This window comes from Kitasatospora sp. NPDC002965, assembly GCF_040611255.1.
Classification (GTDB): domain Bacteria; phylum Actinomycetota; class Actinomycetes; order Streptomycetales; family Streptomycetaceae; genus Kitasatospora.
Genome location: NZ_JBEXNT010000029.1, coordinates 41,836 through 53,957 on the forward strand (window position 1 = coordinate 41,836; position 12,122 = coordinate 53,957).

Below are 12,122 nucleotides of genomic sequence, written 5' to 3' on the forward strand. Positions count from 1 at the left end.
CGGGGCGGGGGGGGGGGGGGGGGGGGGGGGGGGGGGGGGGGGGCGCCCCCCGCCCCCCCCCCCCCCGGGGGGGGGGGGGGGGGGGGGGGGCCCCCCCCCCCCGCCTCCCTGCTTTCCCGCCGGCCTCGACGCCTCCCGCGCGCCCGCACCCGTTCCCGCGCCCCGCGCCCCGCACCCCGCACCCCGCGCCCGAATCCGCGCCCGGCACCCTTCCCCCGCACCTCGACGTCCTTCCCCTGCGCTCCGGGCCGCCCATCCGGGTAAACTGCACCGAGTAGTGCAAATGAGGCCTGAGGAGGGACCCGCCCGATGAGCGCAGCGAACCCGGCACCGACCGCCGGCTCACGCCGGATGCCGGAGAAACGGCAGGCCATCGCCCGCGCGGCGAGCACGGTGTTCGGGCGCGAGGGCTACACCCGGGCGAGCGTCGACGCGATCGCCACCGAGGCCGGGGTGTCCAAGCGCACCATCTACAACCACTTCGGCGACAAGGAGAAGCTCTTCCTCTCCGTCGCGCTGGAGACCGCCGGCGAGCTCACCGAGATCGTCGCCGCCCTGGCCGACCGTCATCTGCACAAGATCGTCGACCTGGAGGCCGACCTGATCGCCTTCGCCGTCGACCGCGCCAAGGCCGTCCTCGCGGCCGGCGAACACTACGCGCTCGGCCGGACCATCCGCGCCGAGGCCGGCAACATCCCGCCCGACGTCCTGAACGCCTGGCTCGCCGCCGGCCCGCTCGCCTCCCACCGCGACCTCGCCGCCCACCTGGTCCGCCTGGCCGGCCAGGACCTGCTGACGGTCGACGACCCCGACCTCGCCGCCACCCACTTCACCCTGCTCACCTTCAGCGGCGCGGCCGACCAGTCCTTCTACGGCGCCGTCCCGATATCCGACGCCGCCCTCCACATCACCGTCTCCACCGGCGTCCAGGCCTTCCTCCGCCTCTACCGCCGCACCGCCCCCCGCCCCGCCGGCGCCTGACGGCCACCCCCACCTACAACCCCCCACCCCCGCGTCCCGCCCCACCTCAGCTGCCGCCGCCGACCGGCACCGGCCCAGGCACCGGGGAAAGCCGCAGGTCGCACGACCTGCGGCCGGACCGCGAAGAGCGAACGGACGAGACGGCCCGACCGGAGCGGCCGGGCCCGCCCCGCTCAGGCCGTCCGCCCCCCGTTCCCCAGCGCCACGCGCGCGGGGATCCAGGTGCCCACGGCGGCGAGCGCCGCGCCGCCGACGACGACGATCACGAGCTGGGTGACCGGTACCGCCACCGGGGCGGTGCCCCGGGTGATGCCCCGGGCGTAGGCGGTGAGCACCCCGAAGGCGATGCCCAGGCCGAGGACCGTGGCGATCGCGACGGAGGCCGCGGTCTCCCAGCCGAGCATCCGCCGGACCTGGCCGCCGGTGGCCCCGGTCAGCCGCAGGGCGGCGAACTCGTGGCGCCGCTCGGTGATGCTCATGGCCAGGGTGTTGAGCACGGCGATGGCGACGAAGGCGACGATCAGACCGAGCGTCACGTAGCCGATCTGGGCACTCGTCCGGTCGCCCGCGGACTGGGCGGCGACGCGGTCGAGCACGCCGATGCCGGGCTCGGTCCGCAGCGCCGCGGCCAGGGCGTCGCGGGTGACGCCGTCCCCCCGGACGAGCAGGCTGTCGTCCAGCGGGACGTCGACGTGCGCGGCGACCGGTCCGTGCGCCAGGGTCAGGTCGCCGAAGGCCATCCCCCGGGCGTACAGGGCGACGACGGTGACCTCGTACGGCGTGCCGTCGGCGAGGGTGAGCCCGACCCGCTGGCCGATCCGGTACCCCAGCCCGTCCGCGGCCGCCGCCGTCCCCTCCGCCAGCCGGCCGAGGTCGCCCGCGGTCACCCCCAGGTCGAGGGTGTCGGACAGCCGCTCGGGCGTGACCGCCTGCACGCTGCGCTTCTCCAGACCGTCGCGCACCTGGGTGTGGAGCACCCGGGTCACGGTCCGGACGCCGGGGACGGCGGCGGCCGCCGCGGCGACGGAGGAGGGGACGCGGGGCCCGACCACCAGGTCGGCGACGTTCCCGCGGTCGCGCTGCGCGCTCGTCGCCCGGTCGACGGTGGTCCCGGTGAAGAGGATGGTGCAGGCCATCGCGATCAGCAGCGTCAACGGGGTGACGACCGAGGCCAGCCGGTGCGCCGCGGCCCGCAGGTTGTGGGCGGCGAGGTAGCCGCCGACCCGGGACGCCCGCAGCGGCAGGCCCAGGACCGCCGCACCGGCCCGGGCGACCGGCGGTCCCAGCAGGGCGAGCGCGGTGCACCACAGCAGGACGGCGTTGAAGCAGACCGGGGTGGAGGACTGGTCCGAGTGCAGCGCGGTGAGCAGGACGGTGAGGACGACGGCGCCGGCGGTGGCGACGACACCGAGGACGATCCGGACCGGGCCGATGCGCGGCGGCCTGAGCTCGGCCTCGCCGAGGGCCTCGACCGGCTTGACGGCGGTGGCCCGCCGCGCCGAGATCCGGGCCGCGCCCCAGCCCGCGAGCAGGGTGGCCCCGGCCGCGGCGATCGCGGGGAACGGCGAGAGGACGACCGGGAAGTTCGCGGGGATCACGTCCAGGGAGACGAACCGGTCGTGCAGCCGGTCGCCCAGCGGCACGCCCGCGGCGGCACCGAGGATCCCCGCGGCCAGGCCGACCACGAGCGCTTCGCCGCCGATCATCTTCCGGACCTGCCGTCCGGTCGCGGCGACCGCCCGCAGCACCGCGATCTCGCGCTGGCGCTGCTGGATCGACAGGGCGAAGGTGCCGACCACCACCAGCAGGGCGACGATCAGGGAGGTGCCGCCCAGGACGGCGCCCATGCTGATCAGGCGCACCTGGGCGTTCGCGGCGTCGGGGAACTCCACCCGCCCGCGCTCGTCGCCGGTGCGGACCACGGCGACCGGGCCCCCCGCCGCCCGGAGCAGCTCCCTGACGTCGTCGGCGGCCGAGGGCGAGGACGGGAACACCCCGATCGCGCTGACCAGACCGTCGTGACCGGCGAGCCGACGGGCCTGCTCCGGGGCGAAGTACACCCCGGCCTGGGCGGCGAACCCCTGCGTGGTGACGCCGACGACGCGGACGGCCGACGACCCCGTGGCGGTGCGGACCTGCACGGTGGAGCCGACGGACAGGTGGGACCGGGCCGCCGTGGCCGCGTCCAGCACGACCTCGTCAACGGCCGACGGCGCGCCGCCCGAGGCCAGGGTCAGGCCGGACAGCGGCGCCGACTCCCAGCCGTGGCCCCACGAGTTGCGCGTGGGCCCGCCGGGCAGCAGCACGGGGAACATCACCTCGGTCGCGACGGCCCGCACCGAGGGCAGCGCCTCGATGCGCCCGGCGAGTGCGGCGGGCACCCAGGCCCGGTCGGTGATCGGCTTGGCCTTCTCCCTGGTCCTCCCCTCGCCCCGGTCCTCGACGTGGTGGACGTTCTGGTCCCCGGTGACCACGACCGGTGCGGCCGCGTACCGTTCGGGTTCGACGGTGCCGAGGATCCCCGTGGTCAGCAGCGTTCCGCAGCCGCTGACCAGGGCCGCGGCGCAGAACAGCGCGACGAACGCGCCGGCGAATCCGGCCCTGCGGTGCCGGAGGGTGGCGAGGGCGAAGCCGAGCATCATCGGTTCCACGCTCCCAGGCGGATCATGCGGTCGGCGACCTTGGCGGCGGTCGGCCCGGACATCGTGTCGGCGACCCGGCCGTCGGCCAGGAACAGGACGTCGTCGGCGTAGGACGCCGCGACGGGGTCGTGGGTGACCATCACGACGGTCTGGCCGAGCTCGTCGACGGCCTGCCGGAGCAGGGTGAGGACCTCACGGGCCGTCATGGTGTCGAGCGCGCCGGTGGGTTCGTCGGCGAAGAGCACCTCGGGGTCGGAGACCAGGGCCCGGGCGATGGCGACGCGCTGCTGCTGCCCCCCGGACAGCTGGCCCGGGCGGTGCCCGGTCCGCTCCTGCAACCCCACCCGCCCGACGAGTTCGGCGAGCCGCGCGGCGTCGGCCCGCCGGCCCGCGAGGCGCAGCGGCAGCGTGATGTTCTGCTCGACGGTCAGCGCCCCGACGAGGTTGAACGCCTGGAACACGAACCCCGCGCGCTCCCGGCGCAGTTCGGTCAGCTTCGTCTCGCTGAGCCGGGACAGGTCGGTGTCCCCCAGCCGGACCGTTCCGGACGTCGGACGGTCCAGGCCCGCCGCGCAGTGCAGGAACGTGCTCTTGCCCGAACCGGACGGCCCCATCACCGCGGTGAACCCGCCCTTCGGCAGCCGCACCGTCACCTCGCGCAGCGCGGCGACCGCACCCCGCCCCTTGCCGTAGACCTTGCTCACTGCTTCCAGCGTGATCGCTTCGCTCATGCTCCTCAGCCTGCCGATCCGCGGGCGCCCCCGGCAGGGACGGGATCACGAGCCACCCGTGACATCGTCACGGGTAGGGTCGGCGCATGATCAGACTCCTGCTGGCGGAGGACCAACACGTGGTGCGCAGCGCGCTGGTGGCGCTGCTGGAGCTGGAGCCGGACCTGGAGGTCGTCGCGCAGACGGGCTCCGCCGACGACGTGGTGCCGAGGGCGCTGGTCTTCACCCCAGACGTCGCGGTGCTCGACATCGAGATGCCGGGCCGGCTGGACGGGCTGCAGGCCGCTGCCGCGCTGAAGGAACGGGTTCCGGGCTGCCGGACCCTGATGCTCACCTCGAACGGCCGGCCCGGGCTGCTCCGCAGGGCCCTGGAGGCGAAGGTCGACGGCTTCCTGCTGAAGACCGCCCCGCCGGAGGAACTGGTGGCGGCGATCCGGCAGGTGGCCGGCGGCGGACGGGTGCTCGACCCGGGACTCGCGGTCGCGGCGTGGGACCTCGCCGACAATCCGCTGACGCCGCGGGAGAACGACGTGCTGCGGGAGCTGGCCGAGGGCGCCGAGCCGCCGGAGATCGCGACCCGGCTGCACCTGTCGACCGGCACCGTCCGCAACGTGCTGACCGCGGTCGTCGGCAAGCTCAACGCCCGCAACCGGACGGACGCGGTACGCATCGCCCGCGACGCGGGGTGGTTGTAGCGGCCGGCGCCGGCACGGTGGCCGTCAGTCCCGCGGCACCTCGGCGCGCAGCACGTACCAGCCGTCGTCCGGGCCGGCCGACAGGGTGCCGCCGATGGCGGCGAGCCGGACGGTCAGCCCGCCGATCCCCGATCCGGGCGCGCTGACGCCGTCCGGCACCCCGTCGTTCTCCACCTCCAGGCGCACGGAGTCCCCGTCCAGCGAGGTGGCGATGCGTGCGTGGCGCGCGGAGCTGTGCCGCAGGAGGTTGGTGACGGCCTCCCGGAGGACCACGCTCAGGACGGCTCCCGCGGCCTCCGGAACCGGCCCGCCGTCGAGTTCCACCGTGATGGCGGCCGCCTCCAGGACGGCCGCCGCCGACGCCAGTTCCGCGGCGAACGACAGCCGGGGGGCGGCGTCGACCACCGTTCGCAGCTCGCTCTCCCCGCGCTCGGCCAGACGCACGATGTCGCGCAGCTCGGCCCGGCTGCGGCCGGCGTCCGAGGCCAACAGCCGCCGGGCGAGCTCGGCCTTGAGCAGGATCGCGGTCAGCCCGTGGCCGAGCAGGTCGTGCAGGTCGCGGGCGGCGCGCAGGCGTTCGGTGACCACGGCGGCCCGGGCCAGCCCCGCCCCCGCCCGCTGGAGCTGCCGCACCAGGCGGACCAGCCGCAGCACCCCGTGGACGACGACGCAGGAGATCAGGACGTCGACGGCGGCGAACAGCCCCGGCACCGCACCACCACCGCCACCGGCCGCGCCGCCGCCGACCGTCCCCCCGGGGATCAGGCCGCCGGTGATCAGGCCGCCGGCCACCGCCGCCGCGCCGGCGAGCGCCAGGCCCACCCGGGGCGGCAGGGCGAACAGGAGCGCACCGGCCAGGATGCCGACCGCACCGATCCAGTTCCGCCCGAACCAGGGCAGCGGCAGGAAGGCGAGGGCCGCCGAGCCGAGCAGGAGCAGCCGGGCGGGGCGCGCCGCGTCGCGGGTCGCGAAGCGGACCTGGAGTCCGCAGAGCAGCAGCAGGCACGGGACGCCGAGGCCGAGCAGGGGCACCGGGACGAACAGGACGGCCTTGACGCAGAAGGTGCCCAGCACGAGGACGTACAGGCCGAGCACCGTCCGCAGTTCGGGCGGATCCGCCAGCGCCGCCGGGGCGGGGGTGGCCGCGACCTCCGCCTCGACGGCGAAGCGCCCGTCCGGCTCCAGACCCGCCGTCAGCGAGCCGCCGACGGAGCGGACCCGGTCGGCGAGGCCGTCGAGGACCTCGGCGCCGAGCGCGGCCGTCGGCACACCGTCGCTGACCACCCGCAGCACCACCCGGCCGGCCCGCTCACCGGTGACGATCTCGCACCGCCGCGCGTCCCCGACCCGGACGACGGCGGTGACCGCCTCCCGCAGGACGGTCGCCAGTACCGTCCCGGCCGGTCCGAGCGGCTCCGAGTGCCCGATCCGGAGGTCGGCGGCGATGCCGGCGGAGGCGAGCAGGGCGCGGGCGCTGGCCGCCTCCGGGGCGAGCGACAGGCTGCGCAGCTCGGCCGCGGTGGCACGGGTCGCCGCCAGGGTCCGGCGGGCCGTGGCGATCAGGGCGTCCAGGACGGCCGGATCCTTCCGGAGCGCCAGGCCGCGGACCTCCCGCAGGCCCTCCGCGAGGCCGGCCTGCAGGCCGGCCGCGATCCGCAGCCGTTCGGCGGTCACCGCGGAGGCCGCCAGGGTGAGCCGGGCGGCGTGGACCCGCGTCGCGAGCAGCGCGAGCGTGGTGACGGCGTACAGCATGGCGGCGCCGATCACGAGGATGAGCATCAGGTCGACGACCGTGCGCGCGCTGCCCGACCGGGCCGCCTCGGTGAGCGCCGCCGCGCCACCGAGCAGGAACAGCGGGGTCCGGCGGCGCTCCAGCAGCAGCGAGGCGGCCGGGAGGCACAGCAGCCCGATCGAGACCCCGAGCGGAACGACCGCCAGCCAGCCGACGGCCAGTTCCGTGAGCGTCCAGGCCACGGGCGCCGCCGCGGGGACGGCCCGCCGCAGGCCCGGCTCGACATGGCGGAGCTGCACCGCCACCAGCAGCAGGCACGCCACGACGACCGCGAGCCCGGCACCCGGCTCCGCCGGTACCCGGGCCAGCCCCTTCAGGAGGTGCACCGAGGCCACGGCGGCGGCCACCCCGCCCACCAGCGCACGCGACGACCGCGGCGCGACGTCGCCGCTCGCTACCCCCTCCACCCGGGGCATGCTACGCGGAACCCGATCACCCCGGACGACGAGAAAGCCCCAGGCCGTGGGCCTGGGGCTTTCCTTGTGGAGCGGGCGACGAGAATCGAACTCGCACTCTAAGCTTGGGAAGCTCATGTTCTACCACTAAACTACGCCCGCCTGACGAGCCGTCAGAGACCGCTCGATCTGTGCCCACTGTACCCCATGGGTGACACCCGTTGCACAGCTGATCGGAGGCCGTGGCGGAGCCGCGGGGGGCGGTCGGCGAGGCGTACTGTGTGGGCCGCGTGAGAGCGCCGCGGCGGGCGGGGCGCGGGGCGGCGAGCCTTGGTGTGGAATGTCCGGAACATCCCCTAATGTGACGCTGGTCCCGTGGGCTGTCGCCCGTTCGGGGCGCGACGAGTACGGGTGAGTAGCGGGGTAAGGATGGGAAGGGGATCGATGGAGCAGCGCGCCGTCGTTCGTTGTGCCGAGGGGCACCTGTTCAGCACCACCACGTTCCCGATGCAGAATCTCGGGCCCGGCCGGCTGGGGCCGGGGCGGCTGATCCGCTGTCCGCAGTGCGGACGGCTGAGGAGTTCGGTGCTGGCCGATGTGCGGGAGCTGTCCGAGCCGCAACTGGCCCGGGCCCTGCAGCTGGAGGCCGCGGAGTTCCTGGCCTGACCGGGGTGACCGCGGGACGGTGGTGACTGGTGCGGCCCCGGGCGATTCGTCCGGGGCCGCGTCGTGCACGTAACCTCGAAGCGTGCTGCTCTCTGACAAGGACATCCGGACCGAGATCGACAAGGGCCGGGTCGTGATCGACCCCTTCGACCCTGCGATGATCCAGCCCTCCAGTATCGACGTACGACTGGACCGCTTCTTCCGGGTCTTCGAGAACCACCGCTACCCGCACATCGACCCCTCCGAGGAGCAGCCGGACCTGACCCGGCTGGTCGAGCCGGAGGAGGACGAGGCGTTCATCCTCCACCCCGGCGAGTTCGTCCTGGCGTCGACCTACGAGGTCATCTCGCTGCCGGACGACGTCGCCTCCCGTCTGGAGGGCAAGTCCAGCCTGGGCCGCCTCGGGCTGCTGACGCACTCCACGGCCGGCTTCATCGACCCGGGCTTCAGCGGGCACGTCACGCTGGAGCTGTCGAACGTCGCGACGCTGCCGATCAAGCTCTACCCCGGGATGAAGATCGGGCAGCTCTGCCTGTTCCGGCTCTCCTCGCCGTCCGAGCACCCGTACGGCTCGGAGCGCTACGGCTCGCGCTACCAGGGGCAGCGCGGTCCGACGCCGTCCCGCTCGTACCTGAACTTCCACCGCACCAAGGTCTGACACCGCGCGCGGCGGCGACCGCACGACGGCAGGACCGCACGGCAGCAGAGCAGAGCCGACGTGGGCGGTCGCCCCGGGAGACCGGGGCGACCGCCCACGGGCGTTCACGGGTGTTCCGCAGGTGCGGGGCCCGGCGGGGCGCCGGCGCTCAGGCGCGCTTCGGGCGGGTGACGGCGACCAGCTCGCCGCCGTCCTCGGAGAGCCGCAGCTCGGTGCGGAGCTCGGTCAGCTCACCGAGGTGGTGCAGGTGGGTACCGCCGCAGGCGATCTGCGCCGGGCCCTCGGGCAGCTCGCAGTGCCACTGCCGGCGCGCGGTGAGCTCCGGGCCGGGGACGTCGATGCGGACCGGGGCGTCGGCGGCGACCCAGGCGGCCAGCCGCCGGTTGACGGCCTCGGTGAGCGCGGGAAGCGCGTCGGCGAGCGCGGGGTGGTCCTCGGTGGCCTCCGCGGTGAAGCCCTTCTTGCGGAGCGACTTGCCGAGCCGGTACGTGTCGGTGCTCGCCTCGGTGTCCATCACGGAGCCGGCCATGGCGAGGCTGTCGAAGTCCGGGTGGCCGAAGGCGTCGGAGCGGCCCGGGTCCTTGCGCCAGCGCGGGGCGAGCGCCTCGTTCAGGGCGAGGGCCAGCAGGTGGCAGCCGCTGTGGGAGGCGCAGAGGGCGCCGCGGCGCTCGGCGTCGACGGCGAGCGTGACGGTCCGGCCGACGATGTCGCCCGGGTCGGCCGCCAGGACGTGCAGGACCAGCCAGGACCACTCCTCGTCACCGCGCCGGACCGGGATGTCGGCGCCGACCAGCAGCTCGCCGCCCTCGGGACCGACGGCGCCGGTGAGGCAGTCGACGACGGCCAGCCCGGTGCCGTCGACGGTCAGGGTGCCGAGGTCGGCCGGCTGGTCGGGCCAGGTGTGGTCGAGCGGGTGGAACGGGGTCGCCCCGGTGACGACGGCGTACCGGCCGCCGTCCAGCGGGTGCACCGCGAGCACCGTCGACTCGCCGGTCACCGCCCCGGCCGGGAAGCTGACGTGGGTGGTGGGGAGGGTCATGCCTGGCTCCGTGCGGGTGAGGGTGGACGCAGTACGCGGACATGCGGACGGGCCCCGAGACGGGGCCCGTCGACCATTCTCCCCCGGCCGGAGGACGCCGGGAGAGGCCGGGAAGGAGGCGGAGAACCGGAGGGAGCCGGGGGAACCGGCGAGAAGGACGGCTCGGATCGGGGCGGCGGGTCCTCGGCCCGGGGGCCTCAGCCCAGGGTCGGCAGCTTGATCAGCACCAGCAGCGCCAGCAGTTGCAGCGCCCCCGCGCCGGCCGCCTTGCCCCACGGCAGGTCGTGCAGCCGCCGGACCATGGTGGTCAGCAGGACGGCGCAGAGCAGCCAGGTGGCCCAGCCGACGACCTGCACCACGATGTTGTCGGCCGGCAGCGCGAGGGCGAGCAGCAGCCGGGGCGCGTCGGTGGTCCAGCCGATCAGCACGGCGAGGCCGACCGTCGACTTCCAGGGGCCGTCCCCGCCGAACTGGCGGGCCAGCGCGTACGTCACCGCGCCCAGCATGCCGCCGGCCAGGGTGAAGCCGACCGCCGCCGCGAGCAGCGAGGTGAGCGCCACGGTGAAGGTCGAGTTGACCACGTCGTCGCGGGTCATCCCGAGGCCGAGCACGGCGAGGGCGCCGTACAGCAGCGAGACGGTGACGGCGGGCAGCCAGACCTGGTGGTCCCGGGTGCGGTCGAAGGTCGCGGTGGGGGTGCGGAAGAGGCCGATCAGCAGCTCGCGCCAGTTCGGCCGCGGCCCGGCGGCGTGCGGCGCGGACTGGCCGCCGGCGCGGTAGACGGCGACGTTGTCCTGGCCGTAGGGCTGCTCGTCCGGGTAGCCCTGCGACTGCCCGTACTGTTCCTGCCCGTACGGGGGCGCCTGGTACGGCTGCCCGTGCTCGTCGTAGTAGTACGGCTCGCCCGCGTACGGGTCGCTGCCGGTCGGGAACGCCCGGGTGTGACCCGGCTGGTTCGCCGCGTACGGATCGTGCGGGCCCTGCGGGGCGTACGGGCCCTGCTGCGGAGCTCCCTGCGGGCCGGTGAAGTACTCCGGTCCGTCGGTCGGCCCGTGCCCCCCGGGCGCCGCCTGCTGCTGCGGAGACGCCGACCACCCGCCACGGGGGTCGGCGCCCTGACCGCTGTCGTATCGATTGCCAGCCACGCTCCGAAGGTACCCGCCCGACCGGCTCCGTGGCGGCCGGGCACCGGACCGGGTCCGGTTTGCAGCGAGCCTGTGACGCCCGCCCGGCCTGCGGGACCACCGGGACCACCGGGTCGGGCGGCCGGGACGGAACGCCTAGCGCTGCGCGGTGACCTTCGGCCCGTGCACCGCGGCCGCGGCGGCGGTGCCCGCCGGGCAGCCGCCGGGACCGGCCGAGGTGCGGACGGCGCCGGCCGGCAGCAGGGTGCCGCAGGCGATCCGGATGCCGTTCGGAAGCTCGTTGTCGGGCTCGACGATCGCGCCGTCGCCGATCACCGCGCCGTCCAGCGCGGTCCGCTCGCCGACCGTGGCGTAGGCGCCCACGATCGAGTCCTTGACCAGGGTGTCCGCCCCGATGAGCGCGCCGGGCAGGATCACGCTGCCCTCGACGATCGCACCGGACTCGACGACCGCGCCCTCGGAGACCACGGTGCCGCCGCTCAGCACGGCGCCCCGCTGGACGGTGGCGCCGGGCAGCAGCAGGGCGTCACCGGTCGGGCCGGGCACGGCCGGCGAGTCGACCTTGCCGAGCACGAGGTCGGCCGAGCCGCGGACGAAGGCGGCCGGGGTGCCGAGGTCGAGCCAGTAGGAGGTGTCCACGACGCCGCGCAGCAGCGCGCCGGTGGCCAGCAGCTCCGGGAAGGTCTCGCGCTCGACGGAGACCTCGCGGCCGGCCGGGATGCGGTCGATGACGGAGCGGGTGAAGACGTAGCAGCCGGCGTTGATCTGGTCGGTGACGATCTGCTCGGGCGTCTCCGGCTTCTCCAGGAACTCCAGGACCCGGCCGTGCTCGTCGGTCGGGACGAGTCCGAAGGCGCGCGGGTCCTCGACCCGGGTGAGGTGCAGCGTGACGTCGGCCCCGGCGGCCACGTGGCCGTCGCGCAGGGCGGCGATGTCGACCCCGGAGAGGATGTCGCCGTTGAAGACCAGGACCGGTTCGTCGGGGCCGCAGGTCAGCCCGGTGGCGGCGTTGCGGATGGCTCCGCCGGTGCCGAGCGGCTCGCGTTCGGTCAGGTAGACCAGTTCGATGCCGTACGGGGTGCCGTCCTGGAAGTGGTCCTCGAAGACCTCGGCCAGGTAGGAGGTCGCGAGCACCACGCGGGTGACCCCGGCCGCTGCCGCGCGGGCCAGCTGGTGCGCGATGAACGGGACGCCTGCCACGGGCAGCATGGGCTTGGGGGTGTGGGTGGTCAGCGGACGCAGTCGCGTGCCCTTACCACCGACCAGCATGATCGCCTCGGTCATGGTCTGCGCTGTTCCCCTTGTGGTCTCTGCGGCCCGGCCCGGCGGGCCGATACCTCCGTCGGTGGTCAGAAATGCCGTTCCGGGAGCCGGAACG

9 protein-coding genes, 1 tRNA gene and 1 pseudogene are annotated in these 12,122 nt (G+C 75.2%); 4 read left to right on the forward strand and 7 right to left on the reverse strand.

The window, feature by feature from the left end; translation table 11 throughout:
• Positions 1–309 precede the first annotated feature (309 nt).
• A complete protein-coding gene (locus tag ABZY91_RS14845; protein ID WP_355402517.1) occupies positions 310–981 on the forward strand; it encodes a TetR/AcrR family transcriptional regulator in 672 nt (223 codons plus the stop codon).
• Positions 982–1,154: 173 nt separating this feature from the next.
• On the opposite strand, the gene ABZY91_RS14850 is transcribed toward ABZY91_RS14845, so the two are convergent.
• Together ABZY91_RS14850 and ABZY91_RS14855 are read right to left on the reverse strand one after the other, a co-directional pair.
• Positions 1,155–3,623 (reverse strand): FtsX-like permease family protein, encoded by a 2,469-nt coding sequence (locus tag ABZY91_RS14850; protein WP_355402549.1) that lies wholly within the window; start codon positions 3,621–3,623, stop codon positions 1,155–1,157.
• Positions 3,620–4,354 carry an ABC transporter ATP-binding protein gene (locus ABZY91_RS14855; protein ID WP_329884895.1) on the reverse strand — a complete coding sequence of 245 codons (735 nt, stop codon included), beginning with the start codon at positions 4,352–4,354 and terminating at the stop codon, positions 3,620–3,622. Before ABZY91_RS14855 ends, ABZY91_RS14850 begins: the two co-directional genes overlap by 4 nt.
• Before the next feature lie 86 nt (positions 4,355–4,440).
• Here ABZY91_RS14855 and ABZY91_RS14860 point away from each other — a divergent pair, with 86 nt between their 5' ends.
• Entirely contained in the window at positions 4,441–5,049 is a 609-nt protein-coding gene (locus tag ABZY91_RS14860; RefSeq protein WP_329884894.1) for a response regulator transcription factor, read from the forward strand.
• A gap of 24 nt (positions 5,050–5,073) precedes the next feature.
• Here ABZY91_RS14860 and ABZY91_RS14865 read toward each other — a convergent pair whose 3' ends face one another.
• The gene (locus ABZY91_RS14865; RefSeq protein ID WP_355402520.1) at positions 5,074–7,248 is read right to left on the reverse strand and encodes a histidine kinase; all 2,175 of its coding nucleotides are present in this window, start codon (positions 7,246–7,248) and stop codon (positions 5,074–5,076) included.
• A 76-nt stretch (positions 7,249–7,324) separates the two neighbouring features.
• A tRNA-Gly gene (locus ABZY91_RS14870) sits at positions 7,325–7,398 on the reverse strand.
• A 267-nt stretch (positions 7,399–7,665) separates the two neighbouring features.
• On the opposite strand from ABZY91_RS14870, the gene ABZY91_RS14875 reads away from it, so the two are divergent.
• Entirely contained in the window at positions 7,666–7,902 is a 237-nt protein-coding gene (locus ABZY91_RS14875; RefSeq protein ID WP_329948342.1) for a hypothetical protein, read from the forward strand.
• Positions 7,903–7,984: 82 nt separating this feature from the next.
• On the forward strand, positions 7,985–8,560 hold the full coding sequence (dcd, locus tag ABZY91_RS14880) for a dCTP deaminase (RefSeq protein ID WP_329884891.1): 576 nt from the start codon (positions 7,985–7,987) through the stop codon (positions 8,558–8,560).
• 148 nt (positions 8,561–8,708) lie between these two features.
• Here dcd and ABZY91_RS14885 read toward each other — a convergent pair whose 3' ends face one another.
• From ABZY91_RS14885 to ABZY91_RS14895, 3 genes and pseudogenes are all read right to left on the reverse strand, one after another.
• A complete protein-coding gene (locus ABZY91_RS14885; protein ID WP_355402522.1) occupies positions 8,709–9,599 on the reverse strand; it encodes a metal-dependent hydrolase in 891 nt (296 codons plus the stop codon).
• A 197-nt stretch (positions 9,600–9,796) separates the two neighbouring features.
• On the reverse strand, positions 9,797–10,744 hold the full coding sequence (locus ABZY91_RS14890) for a YIP1 family protein (protein ID WP_355402524.1): 948 nt from the start codon (positions 10,742–10,744) through the stop codon (positions 9,797–9,799).
• A gap of 210 nt (positions 10,745–10,954) precedes the next feature.
• Positions 10,955–12,028 (reverse strand): annotated as a pseudogene (locus ABZY91_RS14895) (NDP-sugar synthase); the annotation flags it as partial.
• Between the last annotated feature and the right edge of the window lie 94 nt (positions 12,029–12,122).

Bases quoted from the DNA above. Each gene is read 5' to 3' on its own strand.
- ABZY91_RS14845 (WP_355402517.1), top strand. From the start codon at position 310: ATGAGCGCAGCGAACCCGGCACCGACCGCCGGCTCACGCCGGATGCCG.
- ABZY91_RS14850 (WP_355402549.1), bottom strand. From the start codon at position 3,623: ATGATGCTCGGCTTCGCCCTCGCCACCCTCCGGCACCGCAGGGCCGGA.
- ABZY91_RS14855 (WP_329884895.1), bottom strand. From the start codon at position 4,354: ATGAGCGAAGCGATCACGCTGGAAGCAGTGAGCAAGGTCTACGGCAAG.
- ABZY91_RS14860 (WP_329884894.1), top strand. From the start codon at position 4,441: ATGATCAGACTCCTGCTGGCGGAGGACCAACACGTGGTGCGCAGCGCG.
- ABZY91_RS14875 (WP_329948342.1), top strand. From the start codon at position 7,666: ATGGGAAGGGGATCGATGGAGCAGCGCGCCGTCGTTCGTTGTGCCGAG.
- ABZY91_RS14885 (WP_355402522.1), bottom strand. From the start codon at position 9,599: ATGACCCTCCCCACCACCCACGTCAGCTTCCCGGCCGGGGCGGTGACC.